At 54.1% G+C, this 20,855-nt stretch carries 17 protein-coding genes; 3 read left to right on the top strand and 14 right to left on the bottom strand.

Translation table 11 applies throughout. The features are described 5' to 3' along the window. Window positions 1-152 precede the first annotated feature (152 nt). Entirely contained in the window at window positions 153-932 is a 780-nt protein-coding gene (locus SH528x_RS03170; RefSeq protein ID WP_442509084.1) for a sensor histidine kinase, read from the bottom strand. 255 nt (window positions 933-1,187) lie between these two features. On the opposite strand from SH528x_RS03170, the gene SH528x_RS03165 reads away from it, so the two are divergent. Further along, complete coding sequence (locus SH528x_RS03165) at window positions 1,188-1,475, top strand: hypothetical protein (protein ID WP_442509083.1); 288 nt, start codon at window positions 1,188-1,190, stop codon at window positions 1,473-1,475. Window positions 1,476-1,638: 163 nt separating this feature from the next. Further along, a complete protein-coding gene (locus tag SH528x_RS03160) occupies window positions 1,639-2,661 on the top strand; it encodes a type II secretion system F family protein (protein WP_442509082.1) in 1,023 nt (340 codons plus the stop codon). Between the two features lie 149 nt (window positions 2,662-2,810). Here SH528x_RS03160 and SH528x_RS03155 read toward each other — a convergent pair whose 3' ends face one another. The 13 genes from SH528x_RS03155 to SH528x_RS03095 all read right to left on the bottom strand — a co-directional run bounded on the left by SH528x_RS03155 (window position 2,811) and on the right by SH528x_RS03095 (window position 19,705). After that, window positions 2,811-3,203 (bottom strand): cytochrome C oxidase subunit IV family protein, encoded by a 393-nt coding sequence (locus tag SH528x_RS03155; protein WP_442509081.1) that lies wholly within the window; start codon window positions 3,201-3,203, stop codon window positions 2,811-2,813. A 100-nt stretch (window positions 3,204-3,303) separates the two neighbouring features. Further along, window positions 3,304-4,512, bottom strand: a complete 1,209-nt coding sequence (locus tag SH528x_RS03150) for a cytochrome c oxidase subunit 3 (RefSeq protein ID WP_442509080.1) — start codon at window positions 4,510-4,512, stop codon at window positions 3,304-3,306. An 85-nt stretch (window positions 4,513-4,597) separates the two neighbouring features. Beyond that, window positions 4,598-6,328, bottom strand: coding sequence for a cytochrome c oxidase subunit I (locus tag SH528x_RS03145; protein WP_442509079.1), 1,731 nt, complete (start codon window positions 6,326-6,328; stop codon window positions 4,598-4,600). 186 nt (window positions 6,329-6,514) lie between these two features. Then, window positions 6,515-7,654, bottom strand: a complete 1,140-nt coding sequence (locus tag SH528x_RS03140; protein ID WP_442509078.1) for a cytochrome c oxidase subunit II — start codon at window positions 7,652-7,654, stop codon at window positions 6,515-6,517. 94 nt (window positions 7,655-7,748) lie between these two features. Beyond that, complete coding sequence (locus SH528x_RS03135; protein WP_442509077.1) at window positions 7,749-8,738, bottom strand: SCO family protein; 990 nt, start codon at window positions 8,736-8,738, stop codon at window positions 7,749-7,751. Beyond that, complete coding sequence (locus SH528x_RS03130; RefSeq protein WP_372716283.1) at window positions 8,710-9,054, bottom strand: hypothetical protein; 345 nt, start codon at window positions 9,052-9,054, stop codon at window positions 8,710-8,712. Before SH528x_RS03130 ends, SH528x_RS03135 begins: the two co-directional genes overlap by 29 nt. A 74-nt stretch (window positions 9,055-9,128) precedes the next feature. Beyond that, window positions 9,129-10,400 (bottom strand): hypothetical protein, encoded by a 1,272-nt coding sequence (locus SH528x_RS03125; RefSeq protein ID WP_442509076.1) that lies wholly within the window; start codon window positions 10,398-10,400, stop codon window positions 9,129-9,131. 89 nt (window positions 10,401-10,489) lie between these two features. Then, window positions 10,490-11,932 (bottom strand): quinol:electron acceptor oxidoreductase subunit ActD, encoded by a 1,443-nt coding sequence (locus SH528x_RS03120; protein ID WP_442509075.1) that lies wholly within the window; start codon window positions 11,930-11,932, stop codon window positions 10,490-10,492. Window positions 11,933-12,017: 85 nt separating this feature from the next. Further along, window positions 12,018-13,439 carry an NrfD/PsrC family molybdoenzyme membrane anchor subunit gene (gene nrfD, locus SH528x_RS03115; protein ID WP_442509074.1) on the bottom strand — a complete coding sequence of 474 codons (1,422 nt, stop codon included), beginning with the start codon at window positions 13,437-13,439 and terminating at the stop codon, window positions 12,018-12,020. 107 nt (window positions 13,440-13,546) lie between these two features. Continuing rightward, window positions 13,547-17,020 (bottom strand): TAT-variant-translocated molybdopterin oxidoreductase, encoded by a 3,474-nt coding sequence (locus tag SH528x_RS03110; RefSeq protein ID WP_442509073.1) that lies wholly within the window; start codon window positions 17,018-17,020, stop codon window positions 13,547-13,549. Window positions 17,021-17,141: 121 nt separating this feature from the next. After that, complete coding sequence (locus tag SH528x_RS03105; protein ID WP_442509072.1) at window positions 17,142-17,837, bottom strand: cytochrome c3 family protein; 696 nt, start codon at window positions 17,835-17,837, stop codon at window positions 17,142-17,144. A 338-nt stretch (window positions 17,838-18,175) separates the two neighbouring features. Next, window positions 18,176-19,294: a 2-amino-4-hydroxy-6-hydroxymethyldihydropteridine diphosphokinase gene (gene folK / locus SH528x_RS03100; RefSeq protein WP_442509071.1), complete on the bottom strand. Its 1,119-nt coding sequence runs from the start codon at window positions 19,292-19,294 to the stop codon at window positions 18,176-18,178. Between the two features lie 66 nt (window positions 19,295-19,360). Next, window positions 19,361-19,705: an ArsR/SmtB family transcription factor gene (locus tag SH528x_RS03095; protein ID WP_442509070.1), complete on the bottom strand. Its 345-nt coding sequence runs from the start codon at window positions 19,703-19,705 to the stop codon at window positions 19,361-19,363. Between the two features lie 576 nt (window positions 19,706-20,281). On the opposite strand from SH528x_RS03095, the gene SH528x_RS03090 reads away from it, so the two are divergent. Next, a complete protein-coding gene (locus SH528x_RS03090; RefSeq protein WP_442509069.1) occupies window positions 20,282-20,848 on the top strand; it encodes a hypothetical protein in 567 nt (188 codons plus the stop codon). The last annotated feature ends 7 nt before the right edge of the window (window positions 20,849-20,855 follow it).

The raw sequence follows: 20,855 nt of genomic DNA, 5'->3' as shown, positions 1-20,855 counted from the left end.
GATTCTGTTCTCGCTTGTTGATCCGATGCGGTATTGTCGTAGCGAAAGTCGCGAAGACTTTCGACGTTGACGGCGCTGACCGAAACTCTTGGCGAGTTTCGCTACCTTGATTTTGGCCCCTACTGATGACAGGCTGGAAGCCTATCCCACGTTTAGGCGGCGGCTTGTTGTCCGTTTGCGATCGGCAGGCGAATCACAAATGCGGTTCCGCGACCGACAGTGCTTTCCACTCGGATGCGACCTTTATGCGTATCGATGATTTCTTTGCACGCGGCCAACCCCAACCCGGTGCCCCCTTTTCCTGATTCGTCGGGTCCCGCCTTCGTGGTGAAGAACGAGTCGAAAATATGAGGCAGTTCAGACTTGGGGATTCCGGAACCGCTGTCGCGAATCGTCAATTCCACCCACTCGCCCTGACTCGATCGAGCGAGCTTGACGAGGATCGTGCCCCCTTCGGGCATCGCTTGTCGTGCATTGATCAGCAGGTTCAGCAAGACGCGTTGGATCTGATTGCCACTGGCGAATGCTTTGGGAGTCGAAGCATCGATTTCGGTTTCGATACTGATGCGGTACTTTCGCATCTCACGCTCCAATAGCACCAACGAGTCGTTGATGATACTGGCCAAATCTGTCGGCTCCATCGATTCGCTACGATTGCGAGCTTGGGCCAAGATCGTGTTGGTGATCTTGGCGGCTCGTTCGGACGCTTCGAGAATTTTGGTGAGCGCCTTGTCACGACTGGCGTCGTCGCGATTGCGAATTCCCAACTTCGAATAATTGATCACGGTCATCAACACGTTGTTGAATTCATGAGTCGCGGTGCTCATCAATTCCCCCAACGATGCGAGGCTTTGCAGTTTTCGCATTTCCGCACGAAGGTATTGGATTTCCGCTTGAGCGTCGTCGCGGGATGGCAGAGGAGATGATGACATAGTGATACGGTTTCATGCGAGCGAGTGCGGCCGGTTCATCGTCACAACCGCGGACCAGGTGGCACTGATGCGAATGCGACTGTAAATGATCTATCGTCGAAACCCGTTGATCCGCTACACCTCGTATGATCGTACCTGCATAGTTTGCCACGCTCGCCGAGTCGATTGGGGGCGAGTCGCCTGCGAAAGGATTCTGACTAGGCAAACTGTTTTCATTAGCCTGCAATTTCTGCCCCGCCTCCTTAGTACTGCGTGATGGATCGACCGATGCGGAATCAAGCAAGTGATTCGAAAATTGCTGACGAAAACGTGGTTCAGCGTCTCCGTCGTCGCACTCAACAAGCTCGCGACTTGGGGTTTCACGTCCGCACCGAATTGCTCGATGGCCAAGAACCGTCGTGGTGCATGATCGGCAAGCGGAAAACGATCTTCATCGATCTTGCCCAAACCGCGGCCGAACAGCTTCGCCAACTCGAAGAATCGATTTCCGAGTACCAGCAGCGTTTGCGGCAATCACGCGAATCCATGAATCCAGCGGCATGATCGCAAGCGGTTTCTGAATCAACATTGCCCTCAAAACGAGTCTTTTTTCGCTGTCAGCGGCCGAAATGGCGTCGCTGACTACTTTTTAGGCTCGCGACACGGCACAATAGGCAGTCATGATTTGACTGTGTTGACTCGCTGCGATTTTTGAGGCCGTTGTACTGTGTTTTCTCGCCGAATGAAGCTGTCCGCTGCCTCTGGCTTTTGCTATCGATTTGGGACCGGCCTCAAGGCGGGGGCTGATTTGCTAGCGATGCTGCAGAGTGAAGGGGGATATGGTCCGCCACGTCAACGCGCTGCGATGATGTCGATTCGCGAGGCGGCCAAGCACGGCGAACTGCTGAGTGAATCGATGAAGCGAGAGGAACCGTTTTTTCCGCCGCTGTTGATCTCGATGATTCGAGTGGGCGAAGCCACCGGGCGACTCGAACGTGCCCTGCTGTCACTGGCCGAACATTACAAGCACCGTCTGGCACTGCGTCAGAAATTTTTCAGCTCGCTAGCGTGGCCCGCCATTCAACTGATTATGGCCGTGTTAGTGGTTTCGTTGTTCATCTGGTTGATGGGCCAATTTGACATGGCCGACATGCTTGGATTTGGACTTGTCGGCACCCCCGGCGTTTTGAAATTCTGGAGCTTCCTGTTTGCCTTTTCACTCTTGATCGGCGCCGCCATTTGGGCATTCATGCGAAACGTCGGCGGCGTCCAGAATCTAATTCCACTGCTCTATATGATTCCAGTGCTTGGGCCTGCTTTGCAGACAATCACGTTGTCGCGATTTTGCTGGACGTTGTCACTCAGTCTTGATGCAGGACTCGATCCGATTCGATCGATCTATTTGGCACTCGAAAGTACCGACAGCGACTACTACAAAAGTGTGGGCAACGAGGCGGAGGAGGCGATCCTGGGTGGCGATACACTCTCGGGTGCACTCAAGGCCACGCGACTATTTCCCGACGAATTCATCACCCGAGTGGAGATCTCGGAGTTATCGGGAACCGACGCCGAATCGATCGACATGCTCGCTCAAGAGTACGACGAGAAAGCGAAGCGAGCGGTTGGAACGTTATCAGGAGTCGCGACCGGCATCGTTTGGCTCGGCACAATGGGCGTGCTGATCTTCTTGATCTTGCGTATCGCAATGAGCATCGGCGGAGCCTACAGCGACGCGTTGCAGCCAATTTAAGCAAGGGACTGCCGTAGGCCGGATCAAATCGCGGTAGCGATGCCGATCCGGCGGGATGCGAGAGCAATGGCGAATTCGTCATCGCCGCAATGCCTGATCTCCGCTCCGATCCGGCTTACAAAAAGAGTCCCACCTTCAGAAGGCCGTTCTCAGGAATCGGTGGTGGTCACGACGATGCCATCATCCACGGGGATGGTGTCGGAGGACGTCAGCAAGCTGTCGCTGAGCGTGAAGATGATAAAGATCCCGAGAAACACAAAGGACGAGACAAATACGACGGCGTTAAACGGTTTGTCGTACAACACGTGCATGAAAAACATCACGACAAGCGAAGCTTTCACTGTCGCGATCGCCATCACAACCAACACGTCATAGTCGCCAAAAAAGCTAAAACTCGCTTGCGCGACAGTAACGATCGTCAAGAAAACAAGCGCGGCAAACACACCGAACAAGATCGGCAGCGGCAACGGGTGAGCAAAGTCATAGCCTTCGCGATGTTCGCCAGCGGCATGGTCAGAAGAAGCGGTATCGTGAGCGGACATAATCAGTAAATCGAATGGGTTGTGTTAGTCGTCAAGCCGAGGCCCCTTTTGAAACGTCCGCCATTGCGATGACGTGGGGCCTTAAAAACCAATAAACGCGTTATCGAATCAGATACAACAGTGGGAACAGGTAGATCCAAATCAAGTCGACCAAGTGCCAATACAAGCCGACGTAGTCAACCGGGCCAAAGTAGTTGCGATTGAACTCTTCGCGAACCGATCGCACCAACAACCAGACCAACACGCCAATGCCCGCCAAAATGTGAATCGCGTGCACACCGGTCATGCAGTAATAGATGCTAAAGAAAACACCCGCGCGGCTCGGAGTCAAAAACTCACTCGATACCGAGTCGATGGTCGCATCAATTTTGTAGGTGCCTGTGACGGCCGAACCGCTGGCCATCGACGATTGACGCTCAATCGCGTTCAATTCGTTCTGGACTCCGGTGTTGGTAGCGTCGGTAGCCAATCGCTCTTGCACGCCGTAATCAGTTCCAGCGACTTGGTCTTCGAGCGTAGCGAGTGATTCTGGCTTCGCGTGATCCGCGTCGCCTGCGTGTTCTGCATGATCGTGACCATCAGCAGCCACATGACCTTCGCCTGCGTGCTCGCCTGTTTCACTGGCATGAGCTTCGGTCGAATCTCCACTTTCGAGAATCGTACCCAGGCCAACACCACCGAAGAAACTGGCACAAACCACGATCAAAGGCAGTGCGACAGCAGCTTGGAATTTCTTACCTTGAAGCACCGAAATTGCATACCAAATCACGACGCCGACTTGGGCGATGATGAAGGGCAGGCAGATCCACAACAGATAATTAGGCCCGCCTTCGTGATGCGGGTGTGCGGGGTCGTAGCTAAAGAATCCCGCAGGCAACAATCCCATGTGAAACTTATGCGAGTACTCGATCGCTTTCACGCCCAAGAAGACCATCGCACACGACAACGTGGTAGCCAGCAGTGCGGTCAAGCCTTTGTGATTCTCGGTTTGTGAACAACGAACGGCCCAGGCCATCGTCAACGAGCTGAATAGCAGCACGCCGGTGTTGATCGCACCAAGCTTGGTGTTGAGGAACTGGCTGCAACCTTCGAAGACTTCGGGACGCAACGAGCGAAAGATCGCGTAGGCGCAAAACATGCCACCAAAGAACAGGACTTCGGTAACAAGGAAGATCCAAATGCCAAGCTTGCCACTGTCGAACTGTTGTTCAGGAGTGTCAAAATGATGCGCCAAGTACGACGGGTGATCGTGGTCATGATCATGAGCGCCGTGAGCGTCAGTCGCGGAATCAGCTTCGAGAGTGGACATGAAGATTGGAAGCAGGAAAAAGGTTGAAAATGTCAGGGACAGCGGCCGCCGCAAAACGACGGCCGTCAAACAGAAACGTTAGCAACTAGTGCTTGTGGCTGGCGTGAGCGGGCGACTTGTCGGGATCCGACTCAGGAGCCAGCTTACGTTCAGGTTGAACCGTCACATAACGTTCATTCGATTCTTCCCACTCGATGTCGTGGAAGTCATAGGGGTCGCCAACAACCGGAGCACGCTCAAAGTTGTAGTACGGCGGTGGGCTGGTGCAGTGCCATTCCAAAGTCGCTCCACCCCAAGGGTTCGCAGGAGCTCGTTTGCCACGGAACAACGAATGCATCAAGGTGATAAAGGCGACCAAGATGCCGAAGCCCAGCAGCATCGCACCATAGGTGCTCATTTGATGCAAGAAAGCAAACTCGGGATCGTACGTGGCGTAACGTCGTGGCATCCCACGGCTGCCAAGCACGAACTGTGGCAAGAACGTCAAGTTGAAACCAAGGAATACGAGCACGGCCGAAATCCGGCCACCGGTCTCGTTGTACATTTTGCCGAAGAACTTTGGCCACCAATGGAACACACCGCCAAGGAAGGCGACCAAAGTTCCACCCACCATCACATAGTGAAAGTGAGCGACCACAAAGTAGGTATCGTGCAAGTGCTGGTCGGTCGCGAGGGTTCCCAAGTGCAACCCGGTTAAACCACCAATCGTAAACAAGAAGATGAACGCGATACCGTAACACATCGGGCTAGTCAAACTAATCGACCCTTTGTACATCGTCGCCAACCAGTTGAAGACCTTGATCGCAGACGGAATCGAAACCGTAAAGGTCAACGCACTAAAGACGATCGTTGTTAGCGAGCTCATTCCGGCGGTGAACATGTGATGTCCCCAAACCAGGAAACCCAGCAATGCAATCGCGATGGACGAGTAGGCGATAAAGCGATAGCCAAAGATGTGCTTGTGGCTGTGAACGCTGATGATTTCGCTGATGATACCGAACGCAGGCAAAATCATGATGTAAACGGCAGGGTGACTGTAGAACCAGAAAAAGTGCTGGTAGGTCACCGGGTCACCGTTGAATTCAGGATTAAAAATCCCGATCTGCATCGTTCGCTCGGCGATCAGCAATAGCAGCGTGATACCAAGTACGGGTGTTGCCAAGACTTGAATAATACTGGTCGCGTACGTTGCCCATAGGAACAACGGCATACGGAACCATGTCATCCCCGGCGGACGCATTGTGTTGATCGTGACGATGAAGTTCAAACCGGTAAAGATCGAGCTAAAACCGAGAATGAACGCACCCATCGTAGCCATGATGACCGAGGTGTCCGTCGTCGTACTGTAAGGAGTGTAGAACGTCCAACCTGTATCGAGTCCACTCGAAAACAGAGCCATGACGAAGAAGATTGCCCCGAACACCCAAAGATAGAAACTGCTCAAGTTCAATCGGGGAAAGGCAACGTCCTTTGCCCCCAGCATCACCGGAACGAGGAAGTTACCGAGTGCCGCCGGCACACTGGGAATGATGAACAGGAAAACCATGATCGCGCCATGCAGCGTGAACACTTGGTTGTAAATGTTGTTCGCGTTGGCACCTTTGAACATCCATCCGCTGGGGTCCATCAAGTGCAAGCGTATCGCGAGAGCGAGAAGCCCGCCGAACGCAAACGCGACCGTGACCCCAATCAGGTACATCACGCCAATTCGTTTGTGGTCCAGCGTGAACATCCAACTCAGAATCCCCTTGGAATTCGTCAGATAGTTTTCTCGCTCGGTGGGAAACCCAGGGTCGCGAACGGTTCCAGCAGACATCTCAAATACCTCGTCGAACGCAGGAAATGCGTCAGTCTTCTATCGTTGAGCCGACAAACGTCGGTCGTTATTTCAAATGGTTTCGGTTCACAGCTTCATTTTGAAGGCTGCTGCGGTGGGGCTCAAGGACGTTTTTCTCGATCTACGAAAGACACGAGCGAAAAACTATCGTTTACGCCACCCGGTTTACTCAGTCTTTTCTTCTACTTTTTCCTCGGCCGAAGCTTCAGGAGCCGTCGCTGCATTGGCCGACAGCGACTTGATGTACGCAACCAGCGAATCCAAGTCGTCGTCGCTCAGTTGCCCCTTGTAACTAGGCATCACAGGTTGGAATCCGGCGACCACCTTGGCTTTTGGCACGAGAATTGACTCGCGAACGTAGTTCTCGTCCATCGTCACCTTCTCGCCATTGGCCAAAGCGCGAACTGCACCAAACGCGTCTTTATAGGTTGGACCTGTTCCGCTGGTGCCATTGTTCGAGTGGCAACCGACGCAACCGCGACGGGCATATAGTTTCTCACCGTAGGCTTCCAACGTGTCAGTACCACGGCTGCTGTATTTTTTGATCCACGCGTCAAGATCTTCACGCGTTTCGTGAACCACAACAACGGTTTGCATTTGCGAATGGTCTTGGCCGCAATATTCGGCACAGTACAGGTCGTAGAACCGGTAGCCATCGGGGGTGAATTGCCATTTGTCGTAATCCCATGCCGTGGCACTTTCTTTGGTCCACTGAGTCGCCTTGGCGAGTTCTTCGTCGCTGACTTTCTCGGTCACCTTGGTGGGGTGGAACCACATGTAGTTGTAACGACCGGGAACGACGTCTTTCTTGGCGCGGAACGCGGGGATATACAAACTATGAATGACGTCACTGCTCTGCATCGTCAATTTGACGGGCTCGTCGACCAACAGGTGCAATTCAGGATGGTAGGTACCGCGTCCGTAATCCATCGACCAACTCCACTTGGAGGATTGCACTCCAATTTCGTTGGCACCTTCGGGAATGGTTCGCATATCGAGGTAAGCTCGGGCGCCCATCACAAACATGCCGACCATGAAAATTGAGGGGCCAATCGACCACAGCAACTCGATCGGGGTGTTGTGCGAGACTTGGCTCTCTGCCTTCTCTCCCTTAGCCTTGCGATACCTTGCAGCAAAGTAGAACAGGCAGATCGAGATCGGAATAAAGAAGAGGAAGCAGACGCCGGTGATGGCATAATAAAGCCAATCCGAGTCCGCAGCGAACGTCGACGCGGAATCCGGAAACCAAGCGTAGTCTTCGGTGTAATCGCTCAGCAGGGAAAATGCGGCAGGTAACATAGCCATCGTTTATCTGTTAGTCAGTTGCAAAATAAAATTTGGGTTCACGCCGGTGTCGTCGCATTCGCTCCGGCGATATCTCGATTGATAGCAATCGAGGTTACGTTTCTGTCTTTACGTTCGTGTCGTTTTCGTCAGCATCGGTCATCGCTTCGGCGTCAGTCGTCGCTTCGGGGTCGATCGATACTCCCTTGCGGCCCAGCCAATACGGCGCCAAGCAGGCAAGCATCAATCCAACCATGGCAGCACCCCCGAGTCGCATTAGTCGCCAAGCGTGCCAGGTGTAACTATTGGAATCGGGATCGTAGCTGTAACACCACTGAATAAATTGGTCGACGGGTGACCCCACTGTTCCTTCGCCCGCTTCGACAAGTGCGAGTTTCAGTTGGTCGGTGGGAAAGTCGATTGCCAGCGAGTAACGCGAGATCACGCCTTGAGGCGAGATGAACGCGAGCATCGCGGGATGGTTGTACTCTTTGGTTCTTGCGTCGTATCGGTAACGAAATCCAAGCACATCAGCCAGTTTGGTGATCACCGGTTGTTTTGCGGTGCAAAACTCCCAGCCCTCGGCGGCTTTAGGATGATTCGTTAGTTGTTCAATGTACTTTTGTTTTGTTTCTCGAGTTCGCTCAGTCGTTTCTTTGGGGTCAATACTGACCGTCAGAATCTGGAAATCTTCGCCAATTTTCAGATCAAGCTTATTGAGCGAATCGGCCAAACGATTCAGTTGCACGTTGCACAGCATAGGACAGTTGCTGTAGTTCAGCGTGATGATCGTTGGTCGTTTGCTATCGATGTAATATCCGGTTTTTGTTTTTCGTCCGAGCGAATCGAGTAGCGGCAAATCGAGCGGCACAAGGTCGCCCAGGTTTTGATCAACCGTGATTCCGCGAGCTTCGAGTGGTAACAAGTTGTTCGTGACGGGGGCGCTATCGCGCACTCCACCGTCTTGTGCCATCGCCGCCGGGGCGTCGGCGCACAAGCTGAGCACCAACAGCATCACCGCAGTGATGACGTTGCGTGTTCGCGGCTTGTTGACTGCCCGGTGGCCGCCAGCAAACCTACGCTTTGTTTGGATCAACTTGGTCATTCGATGCTTTTTTGTCCGCGTCTTTCGTTTCGTCTTCTTTGCTTTCTGCCACGACAAGTTCCATCGCCTTGTCGATCGGAATCGTGATTTTGCCAGTTTCCTCGTCAACACCGTAAACCGAAATGCGTTCGGCTTGCTGGTTGAGCACCTCGTTTTGACGTTGATAACTGCCCATCGCACTCTTGGCTTCTAGGTGCCACTGCGAGATTGAGAAGTAAAATACCTGAACCGCTAAAGCGGTAACCGCAGTAACGACCACCGAGATCACTCCGACAGTGAAAATGCGGCTCACATTTAAGTCATCGTATTGGGCCATAGCTATTCTAAATCTGTATCAAGCGTTTAATGCGAGTGAATAAAGGGGTGTCTGATCCGCTGGGGATCCAGGGACTAAATATTTTCGAAGGCCATCGATTCGGCCAGTCGTGGATCGCGAACTGCCACGATCCGTGTCTGACTGGCGACGCGAAGGATTAAACCGACCATCAGGGCGACCATTCCCAATACACACAATACGCTGGCCACAACCCCGAGAGCTCCTCCGGCTGATCCATGAGCACCCGGCACGCCGGCGTGAGCCTCAGGCATCACCATCCAGTAAATGTCGATGTAATGCATTACCAGGACGTAAAACGCCCAGAAAAAGATCCATTTTGGACGGCGACGAACGTACATGCTCATGGTACCGAGAAACGGCAACATCCAGTGCAAAAAAACCAAGACTAGCGACAAGGTGCCCCAGGTTCCCAATTGGCGGTGGTACAACCACTCAGTCTCTTCGGGGATGTTCGCGTACCAGATCAGCAGGTACTGGCTGAACGAAATATAGGTCCAAAACGTGATAAAGCCGAAGATCAGCTTGCCCAGGTCGTGATAGTGCTCGACCGTCACTTCGTCTCGCATCGCGCCAGCTTGCTGAAGCAAGTAGGCGGCAACGGCGAGGATACAGTGAGCCGACAGAATCGCACCGGCGAACAGGTAAACGCCGAACATCGTCGAGAACCACATCGGAGCCAGACTCATGACCCAATCGAACATCGCAAAGGTCATGCTGCCACAGAACAACATCACAGCAGGGCCGCTCCAGAATTGCATGCGATCCGTCGCAGCTCGTTCGCCTGTTTCGTCCTGTTCCACGCTGCCGCGGAAGTAGTAAACGGCCAAACCGATCCAGATTGCAAAGTAAATGCAGGCACGGACAGTGAACCAGTCCTGTGAAAGCCACATGGTTTTGTTGGCCCACATCGCTTCGTCCAGATGGTTGTCCTGGGCAAACGTCGGGCTATCCCAGCGGTAAAGTGCGGCGTCGGTCGTCCACAGCGTGACCAGGATTGGCAGGAACAAGACCGCCATCGGGACGATCATGACCATCACCAATTCGGCAATCCGGCGAAGTACCGTGCTCCATCCGGCTCGCACCAGGTGCTGGATCATCACGAAAAACAGTGACCCCAACACGAGCGTCAAGCAGTAGATGAACGCAGCAAGGTAGGCCGACATGCCGAACTTGGGTTGGTCAACGCCATAAGTTGCAATCAACCAGCCCACGATCAGGACCAACACACCGCCGATACAAAGCGGAAGGCTGAGTGCCGACAGGGAGGCTGGCAATTTGAAGGCTGGGTCGTCAGCCGGTTTGATGGCCGGTGCGTGCTTGGACATCTGTAGTTCAGCAGTAGGATTGAATTGATGTAAAAACGTTCAGGGTGAAGCCGCGAGGACCTCGGCATTCGAAAGCGTGGGCGATCGAACTACTTTTTGGCGGCGGCCTTAGCGGCTCGCTCTTCTTCTTTTTTGCGTTCAGCTTCAGCAGCCTCTTTAAGCTGCTTGTCCACTTTGTTCTTTTGCTTTTCGACTTTCGCCTTCTCGCTGGCGGGCACGAGGTCCATCGATGCGTTCTGGCTCTTCTGCAGAGCACGAACATAGGTGACGATGGCCCAGCGGTCTTTGGCTTTGATTTGCCCGGCGTAACCCGGCATTTTGCGAATCCCGTTACTGATCGTGTTGAACAGTTTTCCGTCAGGATATTGGTCGCTGTAAAGCACATCCTGGTGCAACGATGATGGTGGAACCCATGTCGATGCCATGATTTTTTGAGCTCGCTGATTCACCAATCCGTTGCCGCGTCCATCCATTCCATGGCACACCGAACAGTAGATGTTGAATTGTTCTTGCCCTTGCAGCATGACCGCTTCGGAAACTTCGACTGGGTTTTTGTCGAGCCAGGGTGTTGTATCCATCACACTCTTTTCCGCCGGAGGAACGGCTCCCGCAGCAGGTTCTTCGCCTTCGGCCGCAAGCGGCGTCAAGTAAGTCCGCACCAAATGCTCGGCACGGTCCGAATCAACCTGGGAAAATTTGTCCATGTCGATGCCGGTCAAGAAGTCTAGATCGGCGTCCACTTGGCCGCGAGCGACGGTTCCTGGAACATCGGGCCGCATCGCACGGTTATCTGCAAACAACGATGTCGTTTGTTGAGCATCACGAGCCGGCGAAAAATCCATGTCGGGGAAGATATGGAATCGCGGCTCGCTGCTGTTGGTGACTCGCATCTTGGCGACGATCAACGCTGGGATGATCGACAAACCAATCAGCACGCACAAACCGACAATCAGAAATTTCGGAATGGTCGTCGGCGAGTCGTCATCGACAACGGTATTGATGTATTCCGTGCCCGTTTCGCCCAACAGTTTCTCGACACCCTTGGCATCAAAGCTCTTGTCTTTCGAATCGATGTACAGAAAGAAACGATCGTCAGTGACGCGGTCGAAACGAGGATCGGTGAAGATCGGATTGCTAAAGCGAGGCAGTCCGTTGAGTGCCCACATCCCGAAGAACGTGCAGAACGAAGCAAACAGAATCGTCAACTCGAACGCGACCGGAATGAACGCTGGCAATGACAACACATACGGTTTGCCCGAGATGATGTAGGGATAGTTAATCCCATTCATCCAGATTTGCATCGCCAATGCGGTGCAAGTCCCGGTCAATCCACCGGCCAACGCCAACCACGGCAAAACGGTCGGCTTGATTCCCAATGCCTTGTCAATTCCATGAACGGCAAAGGGAGTGTAGGCGTCGGTTTTGGTGTAGCCGGCATCACGAACTCGCCGACATGCGGCCAGCAGTGTGTCAACCGTGGTGAACTCGGCGACAATCCCGTGAATCTTCTTTTCGTTTTTATCGTCTGACATGCTTACCGTCTGACATTCGCTATCAATGAAGAATGAAGTCTGTTTTGGTTTTCAGCGGAACTCAACGCCCGCGATGTATTGTTTTCTAGTGGTCGCTTGGCGTTGCGGATTCGCGATGAGCCATGTGGTGCTGCTTCGCCAATGTGGACTTGGTTTCCGCCATGTTGATCACAGGCATCAACTTGCAGAACAACAAGAACAGGGTGAAGAACAGACCGAACGAACCAATCAACATCGACCAGTCAACCCAAGTTGGCGAGAAGTACGCCCAAGCACTTGGCAAGTAGTCACGTGAGAGGCTGGTCACGACGATCACAAATCGCTCGAACCACATCCCAATGTTCACAAAAATTGTGATCAGGACGATGATCCACGGCGTGGTGCGGAATTTCTTGATCCAGAACAACTGCGGACTGATAACGTTACACGTCACCATCGTCCAATAAGCCCACCAATACGGCCCAAAGGCACGGTTGATAAACGCGTATTGCTCGTCAGGAACTTGCCCATACCAAGCGATGAAGAATTCGGTGCCGTAAGCCAGACCTACGATCGAACCTGTCGCCAAGATGATCTTGCACATATTGTCCAAGTGGCGAATCGTGATCAGTTTCTCAAGCCCCAGCATGCTTCGTGCGGGGACCATCAAGGTCAGTACCATCGCGAAACCGCTGAAGATCGCCCCGGCCACAAAGTAAGGCGGGAAAATCGTCGTATGCCAACCGGGAACTTGCGAAACCGCGAAGTCAAACGAAACGATTGTATGGACCGAAAGAACCAGCGGTGCTGCGAACGCAGCAAGCAACGCGTAAGCCTTTTCATATCGCATCCAGTGACGCGATGAACCGGTCCATCCCAGCGACAGAATGCCGTAAGCCATACGGCGATATTTATTTTTCGAGCGATCTCGGAAGGTTGCCAAGTCGGGAACCATCCCCATGTACCAGAACAACAGTGAGACGGTTCCGTACGTGCTGACCGCGAAAACGTCCCACAACAGCGGACTGCGGAATTGAGGCCACATCCACAGGTTCAAACTCGGATACGGAGCCAACCAGAACGCCAACCAAGCACGTCCAACGTGAATCCCCGGGAACGTTCCCGCACAAGCCACGGCGAAAATCGTCATCGCCTCGGCAGCACGGTTGATACTGGTTCGCCATTCTTGCCGGAACAGGAACAAAATCGCACTAATCAGCGTTCCTGCGTGCCCAATACCGACCCAGAAAACGAAGTTGACAATCGGCCAACCCCAGAAAATCGGTGACCGGTTACCCCATACACCAACTCCGGTGTAGAAGAGGTATGCGATACAAATTCCGAGCCACTGGAGCAGCGCGAATGCGATCAAGAAACCGATCACCCAGCCTTTGCTTGGCTTGGTTTCAGCAACTCGGCATACCGTTTCGGTAATATCGTGAAAGGTCGTATCGCCGAGCACGAGCGGAGCACGCTCGCCAGGTCGTTCGACGGTATTGTCCAATCCGTTCGGGATGGCAAGGGACATGGTTTGAAAGGGGTATCGAGTTAGGGATTAGAGAGTGATAACAGGCGGTTCGGCTGCACCGCGACTCGGGTGAATCACCCCAGTGACGGAATTAGCCAATCCAAGTCTTACTTTTTGGGTTCATGGTCATCATCGTGACCATGCTCTTTGTCGTGATTTCCATCGTGCTTGGCAGCAGCCGCATGATCGGAATCATGGTGATCACCTTCGCCGTGGCCTTTGTGGTCGTCGTGGCCATGGTGCGGCGATTTCATCTCAGCCAAGTCGACCAATTGATTGCGGGTCATCAATCGAACGTGCGGGTTGCGAACGCGAGCCAAGTATTCAGTGCGTGGCTTGATGTTCAATTGGCCTAACATGCCGTAACTGCGAACGTCGGCGTGCTTCTTGGACACCTTCGAGTTCGGGTCGGCAACATTGCCAAACTCAATCGCATTGGTTGGACATGCCGATTGGCAAGCGGTGACGATTTCGCCATCGGCAACCGGACGGCCGCCATCTTTGCGGGCGTTGATCTTGGCACCTTCGATGCGTTGGACACAGTAGGTGCACTTTTCCATCACTCCACGACCGCGAACGGTCACTTCGGGATTGAGCACCAACGCTTGAAGTTGGCGATTGGCCGATTCGATCGAACTTGGGTAGGCCTTGACGCCGTAGCCCACGCCGACTTGCTCGTTGAAGTTGAAGTAGTTGAAGCGGCGCACTTTAAACGGACAGTTATTCGCACAGTAACGAGTACCGATACAGCGGTTGTACGCCATCGCGTTCAGACCTTCGTCAGTGTGCACGGTTGCAGCAACAGGACAAACTTGTTCACAAGGAGCCGTTTCGCAGTGCATACACGCGACAGGCTGCTGGACTACATCGGCGTTTTCTTCGTCGCCTTGGAAGTAGCGATCCACTCGCAACCAGTGCATTTCGCGACTGTTGCTGACCTGTTCTTTACCGACGATTGGCACGTTATTTTCGCTCTGGCATGCTACCACACACGCGTTACAGCCAGTGCACTTGGACAAGTCGATTGCCATACCCCATTGAGGCAGGAACGGCTTTTCCATTTCGATTTTCTGAATCGGTTCTTGCCACAACGAACCGCCGTCGTCCTTGCCCACTTTGGGCACGTGAGGGCCGCGTACTTCGGCGAACTCAGGCACCTTGTCGAGCAACTGGACGGTGCCTTCGCGAATCAACGAGAAACTGCGACGCTCGGTTTCCTCACGTCCCCGCTCGTCAATAGCCCAGTGATCTTGAGTGGTTGCCAATTCGTATTCGCTAAAGCGAGGACGAGCTTCGACCTTGTAGGAAACCAACATCTGATCGCTTGTTCGCAGCGGTGAAACATTGGTTCCGACTGCGTCGACGTCCTCTTCGGTGAATCCGCCCACCATGCCCGCTCGTTTGCGACCGTAGCCGATAGCGACGGTTACAACGCCGGGGGCACAACCAGGCAATTCGTAGACAGGCATTTCGATCATGCCGTCACCTTGAGTCAGTGCGATCATCAAACCGTGGTGAACACCAAGTTTTTTGGCGGTCGACGGGCTGATCAGCGCGGCGTTATCCCAGGTCAGCTTAGTCAGGGCTTGAGGCAATTCTTGCAGCCAGCCGTTGTTGGCAAAGCGGCCGTCATAAATCCCGTCCGCAGGAACGAAGATGACTTCAAAATCATCCTGATCCAATTCGTCAACCGAAATTGCGACAGGTGCCTTGCTGGTGAGAGCTTTGTCTTGCGTGTTGGCGTTGAGTTCTTCGCTGACCGTCAAATCTTTTGCATAGCCATCGTGCAACAGCTCTCGCCAAAGGCGATTACTGAGCGACGAACCTGACACGCCATCCGCCGTACGGCGAACGATTTCCGATCCCTCAACCTCTTTTTCGCCCAACATCGATGCAAGAACTTCGATTGCAGCACGACCGCCGAGCAGCGGCAAAATCTGAGGCTGGCAAACGCCATAAAAACCTGCGTCATTGACCACATCGCCCCATGACTCGAGCGGATGAGCCAACGGCAGCGACCAAGTGCATGCCAAGCCGGTTTCGTCGTCGTATTCGCCTAGATAGACGGTATTCTCGACCTTACTGATCGCCGACAGTAGATCCACATCGCCTGGAGCGGTCACAACAGGGTTGCCGCCTAGAATGAGCAGCGACTCCACTCCGCCGTCATTCATCTTCTTGACCAAATCGCCCAGCGAGACCGAACCGGCGAGTTCACCGTCGACTTCGGGAGCAAACTTTTGGATTTTGCCAAATGAACCAAGCTTCTTATTCAACGCGATGCCTGCTGCGATTGCTTCGGCACCAAGATGCTCGCCAACCACCACGACAGCTGCATCGCCCGCTTCGGCAACGTCATGCGAAAGCACATCGAGGAATCGCTCGAGACGCTCAGGATGAGTCAACTCGTCGTAGGCCTTGGTTTCCTTGGCGTGTTCGTGCGACTCACCGGCGGCAAGTTTTTCGACGCGGCGCCCCAGTTCACTCAAGAACGCGGGCATCTGGCTAGGCCGCAATGCCAATCGCGAATCAGCCATCACGCCAGTGGATGTGAACCCACCTTCAACGACGTACAACCGACTCATCTCGCCTTCGATTGGATCGCGATTCTTCGCAAAGGCATTGGCGTTAGAGATCATGCTCGGGTCATTCCCGAGAATGTCAGCTTGCAGCGTCACGATAACTTTGGCGTCCGACAGATCGAGCACCTGTTTTGCAGGCTTACCGAAGACGGTCTTGGTCGCGTCGCGCATCGCGGAGCCATGAACGCCATCGTAGCGAACGAGCGTTGCTGAAGGGCACTTCTTCTTCAGTGCCGACAACATGCGGACCAACGAAGGCGATGCCGTGGGCGGCATCAAAACGGCCAATCCAGCACCTTTGTTATTGGCTGCAGCGGCACGAATCAGACCTTGGCCGTACGGCTGAAAATCTTCCCAGGTGGCATTTTCGCGTCGTTTCGAACCCTTGCGAACCAGGAAACCTTCGTCGCCACGAGCACGGTCGGGATCATACAGACCGAGGATCGAAGCTTGCGAGAAAACGTCGGTCCCGGTGCCCGTAGGATGTTCGGTGTTGGGCTCGATCTTCAGCGGACGACCGTCAACGCAGCTAATCAGCAGGTTGTAAACACGACCAGCAAGCTCGAAGTTAGTGGCACGACTGTACGATTCGCCAGGCAATCGGCCTTCGGGGCGGATCACAAACGGAGCGATCGATTCTTCGGAGTAACGGCATCCGCCGACGCCGGCAACTGCCAACGACGCACCCATCAACTGCATCCAGCGACGTCGCGAAACGCCATCGGGATATTCCGAAGCAGCAACGGGAAATTCGCGATCAATGAATTGCTGGAAGTCCTGGCTGTCCTGCATCTCCGAAAGACTTCGCCAATAGCGTGTGCGTGGCGACGACGAGGATCCGGCAAACCCATCCTGATTTGCGGAGTCATTGCTGGCCGAATCGCGCGCCGCCGAATCAACCGCAGCTTGACTGGATTCGTGCGACACACCGGCCTGAGGCAGGTCAACAAGCATTCGCGAACCGTTGTTGGATTTACGTGGTGAGTGGATGGAGGTCATTGCAAAGATTTGCGATTAGGCGATACGAAATTATCTGTAAAAAACGAGATTCAGCAGTGTCTCGGGGATCACCGACGCAGAGCAATTAACTCCGCCTTGGACACACCCGATGGCTGCGGAACTAACGGTGACAAACCGCACAATGGACCTGCGGGTTAATGTTTTCGCCTTCAGGATCACGCTTATGCTTGGCGAACGCTTCTTGGTCCCAATCCGCTGGGGGTTCCCAGTCGAGCTTGGTCACGAATTCTTTGGGACGCAAATGAGGATCGGGGTTTCGGTGACAGGTGATACACCATGCCATCGAAAGCTCTTCGTGTTGAGCAACGACGTCCATCTGGTCGATTCGACCGTGGCAAGTCTTGCAACTGACGCCGGAATTCACGTGAGCAGCGTGGTTAAAGTAGACGAACTCGGGCAAATTGTGGACTCGTTTCCAAGCCATACTGCGGCCCGTTTCCCAACTCTTGTGGATCGGCTTCAGTCTGTCACTCTCGGTTCGCACCGATGCCAATGCCGTCTGACCTTGGTCATTCGCAGGACTGTGACAATTGATGCAAGTCGCTGTCGGTGGCACAGCAGCGTGAGCCGAGTCGAAAACTGTGTTGTGGCAATAACGACAGTCCATCTTTAGCTGCCCCGCATGAATCGCGTGGCTAAAGGGGACCGGTTGTTCAGGTTGGTAGCCAATGTTCAGTGTCTTTGGATCTGTAACCAGCCCGCCCATGGCGCCGGCATAAATGCCGCCTCCAACGATGGCAGCAGCCAGAACCATAAGAAATCGATTGACCCAGCGTGGAAAGAGAAACCGTTGCATAATTGATGGTCGCCGCGCGTGAAAACGCGACCAGATTCGCAGGGGTAGAGAAAATGGACACCGAGTGGTTCAGAGAATTGCCGTAATCATACAGCGATTAGGGAGACAGTATTGTGTGCGAACATGCACTAAGGCAATACCAGCCATCCACAAAGCGACATTGTGTCGCACGAAAAGTACGGCGATCCGCCATCATCGCCCGATTGATCCGCAAAGTTCGGGGTTGAAGCACCCTCGCAAGTCGGTACCAAGCTCAAAAAAAGCCTTGCGATGCAACTCGCCTCACAACACAACTTGGCAAGTAACCAATCACATTTCTGGCCGCAGGGCACTTCCGTTCACTGCCACCACATGCCGTCCTCAGTCACCGGACGCACCGAACACCTCATCGACCCGATCGCCGAGGCAAGTTCGGTAACTGCCCAATCGAGGTTGTCGATCTCAAGACGGTATTCAGGCCACCGCCCTCCGGCAGGCCACATTTGATGCGGGGCCGGCCAACGTGTGTCCGCCGTTGCCCACTGCATTCGCGCGACCAGCCGAGGAATCGTGGCTTCTGCACTCTGCTTTTCGTATGACTTGAGGCCACTGGCCTCCTTGCCACTAGGTCCTTGACTTTGACCTTGGCTCGGAATCGGACGCGGTGACGAAACGAACTGCGAACGCTCGGCGGACAACGGGGCGAGCGGAAGCCGCGGCACATAGGCAGAAACCCAGGGCTCATCCCCCTGGACGACGATCGGCTCCCCCAGTTCTGTTGACGAGGACTCCATTGATGATGCCTGGGCCCCATTTGGGACATCGCTGACTCGAGTGTCCTTCTTCCACCGCCCTGACATGGCTTCGTCGAGCGCCACCCCCGAATTCGTTGGCTGGGTCGCGGCAAACGTGCGAATCCCATGCTCACTGCTCAGCCGATCGCAAAGCTGTTGCCGAATCGCGTCGTCGCCCCCGACAAGTGCCAACGAGGCGTTGCCGGCCGACAGATGGACACTCAATTCCCCAAGCGTCCATCCAAATCGCGGGTCGCGGTAATGGGCGGCGACATCGCACGCCGGTTGCAGCACAAATTGACGAGCGGTGTAGCGAGGATGGGGGACAATCAACGCTGCGCCGCCTCCGACTAGATTGCCATGCAGCACCACGTCCAAGTCAATCGACCGCGCGTCCCATCGCCGGCGACGCTGTCGCCCCAGCTCGTCTTCGATTGACTGCAGGAATCCAAGGATATCGCGTGCTGAATGGGATGTTTCGAATGCGCCAACCGCATTCAAAAACGGATCTTGGCCGCTGGGGCCACCGATAGGAGGCGTTTCAAACAGCCGACTCGCGGCGAACCCCTGGACCATTGGCGACGCAACGACCCTCCTTGCCGCTTCCGCAATCACAGTATCACGGTCGCCTAAATTACTGCCAAAACTGATCAGGCATTGGGCACGCGGGGGCATCGAACTCATGGATTGCAAATCCTGCGGTCATGAATCTGGACTTCGCGATCAAGTTCCGCCGAAGTGCACATCAGTTCATTTAGGAAGAGGCGGTTTAGGATGTTTCGACGGAGAATCCGAACTCGGATTGACCAGTCGCTCTGCCAAATACCGGGTGTAGCTTTCGCATATATCGCGGCGACAAGACAAGATCGCCAACTGCCCCTGACGTCGCGAATGGATCAACTCCGCCGCGACCAGTTCTTTTAGGTGATGCGAAATCGTTGCTTGAGTGATTGGAAACTCGTCCACAAGCGACTTGCAGGCGATTTCAAGTTCGCTGGCGATACAAGTCAAAATCGCGAATCGCTGCGGGTCCGCGATCGCTTTGGAGATGCGATGAACTTGCTCATCGCTCAATGGGGTAACAGTTTGGTCCATATCTTCTAAGTTTATAAGTCTCCAGCCCGCTTCACTAGAGCGCAATCTTGCTAGTTCGACGGTCCTATTTTTTCGTTTTCCGTGTATTTGTGAGCCGACGGTGCTAGCTGCGGACTTCATTTTGCCAACGTTTTACCGAGCGGCGGCCCGACGCTAGCGCGTTCGGCTCACAAATTGATACAGTCGAACTAGCGGAGACCTAATTTACGGGTGGGCAAGGCGAATGCGGACAGAAACGGAGATTCGACACCACTTAGGGGTGTGCCCAGCATCGGACGTGGCAATAATGGGGGCGAGTGACAGAGGTCTGCTGCTCGCTTTTCCCTCAAACCCTTTGATGACGTTCATCACAGGCGTATGCGAAGTGGCGGGAGTACCGTTTCGCCGGTCATTGCTAGGTGGAATCACGCTAGATGGAGTTGCGGGTTCAGGCTCTTCACTCGGATCGCCAATTGTAACTCAATGTCTTGCGTTAGGTGCGTTGTGCACTGGCTTTTTGTGAGCCGGGCACTCGCTTCGGTTTGCTTTTCCCTGCTGAAATCTAAAATTCAAATTCTCTTTCTCGGAGAAAGTTCGATGTCGCGTTTGCTTGCTTGTTCGATGCTTTTGCTCGCCCTTTCCGTCTCAAACGCCTTGGCCGCCGATGCCACCAGCGAAGTGGGCCTAAAGCAAGGAGACCCGATTGGCGTCTTCTACGTTACGAAAATCGCCGGTGCCGAGGAGGACGGAGTCGATGTTGAGCAAGAGATCTGTTACCGATGCCGCTACGGTTCGCGCCCCATGGTAATGGTGTTTGCACGCCAAACCGACGGCAAGCTGTCCGAGTTGGTCAAGGAGCTTGATGCCGCAGTGGCACAGAACGAAGCGTCGCACCTGAGCAGCTTTGTAACGCTACTGGGCGAAGACGCAGGGAAGCTGAAGACATCCGCGACCGAGTTAGCTAAAAAAACGTCGGCCAAGCACATTCCGTTTGTGGTGGCGAAAGAGTCCGAAACAGGACCGTTAAACTATCGGTTGACCAACGACGCTCCGGTCACGATTGTTGTCGCCAGCGATAGCCAAGTGGTTTCGGCGCGAACGTATGCAACCAGCAAGATTGACATCGATGCAATCATGGCCGATGTCAAGTCGATCTTGAACTAGGACGCAT

Source organism: Novipirellula methanifontis, assembly GCF_052161655.1.
In the GTDB taxonomy this organism is placed as follows: domain Bacteria; phylum Planctomycetota; class Planctomycetia; order Pirellulales; family Pirellulaceae; genus Novipirellula.
The sequence above is the reverse complement of the archived record's forward strand: the minus strand, read 5'-3'. Positions and strand labels throughout refer to the sequence as shown.

Excerpts from the sequence above, each read along its gene's own strand:
- SH528x_RS03155 (WP_442509081.1), bottom strand. The coding sequence starts at position 3,203 with ATGTCCGCTCACGATACCGCTTCTTCTGACCATGCCGCTGGCGAACAT.
- SH528x_RS03125 (WP_442509076.1), bottom strand. The coding sequence starts at position 10,400 with ATGTCCAAGCACGCACCGGCCATCAAACCGGCTGACGACCCAGCCTTC.
- SH528x_RS03145 (WP_442509079.1), bottom strand. The coding sequence starts at position 6,328 with ATGTCTGCTGGAACCGTTCGCGACCCTGGGTTTCCCACCGAGCGAGAA.
- SH528x_RS03110 (WP_442509073.1), bottom strand. The coding sequence starts at position 17,020 with ATGACCTCCATCCACTCACCACGTAAATCCAACAACGGTTCGCGAATG.
- SH528x_RS03105 (WP_442509072.1), bottom strand. The coding sequence starts at position 17,837 with ATGCAACGGTTTCTCTTTCCACGCTGGGTCAATCGATTTCTTATGGTT.
- SH528x_RS03130 (WP_372716283.1), bottom strand. The coding sequence starts at position 9,054 with ATGGCCCAATACGATGACTTAAATGTGAGCCGCATTTTCACTGTCGGA.
- SH528x_RS03135 (WP_442509077.1), bottom strand. The coding sequence starts at position 8,738 with ATGACCAAGTTGATCCAAACAAAGCGTAGGTTTGCTGGCGGCCACCGG.
- SH528x_RS03170 (WP_442509084.1), bottom strand. The coding sequence starts at position 932 with ATGTCATCATCTCCTCTGCCATCCCGCGACGACGCTCAAGCGGAAATC.
- SH528x_RS03150 (WP_442509080.1), bottom strand. The coding sequence starts at position 4,512 with ATGTCCACTCTCGAAGCTGATTCCGCGACTGACGCTCACGGCGCTCAT.
- SH528x_RS03120 (WP_442509075.1), bottom strand. The coding sequence starts at position 11,932 with ATGTCAGACGATAAAAACGAAAAGAAGATTCACGGGATTGTCGCCGAG.
- folK (WP_442509071.1), bottom strand. The coding sequence starts at position 19,294 with ATGAGTTCGATGCCCCCGCGTGCCCAATGCCTGATCAGTTTTGGCAGT.
- SH528x_RS03140 (WP_442509078.1), bottom strand. The coding sequence starts at position 7,654 with ATGGCTATGTTACCTGCCGCATTTTCCCTGCTGAGCGATTACACCGAA.
- nrfD (WP_442509074.1), bottom strand. The coding sequence starts at position 13,439 with ATGTCCCTTGCCATCCCGAACGGATTGGACAATACCGTCGAACGACCT.
- SH528x_RS03095 (WP_442509070.1), bottom strand. The coding sequence starts at position 19,705 with ATGGACCAAACTGTTACCCCATTGAGCGATGAGCAAGTTCATCGCATC.
- SH528x_RS03090 (WP_442509069.1), top strand. The coding sequence starts at position 20,282 with ATGTCGCGTTTGCTTGCTTGTTCGATGCTTTTGCTCGCCCTTTCCGTC.
- SH528x_RS03165 (WP_442509083.1), top strand. The coding sequence starts at position 1,188 with ATGGATCGACCGATGCGGAATCAAGCAAGTGATTCGAAAATTGCTGAC.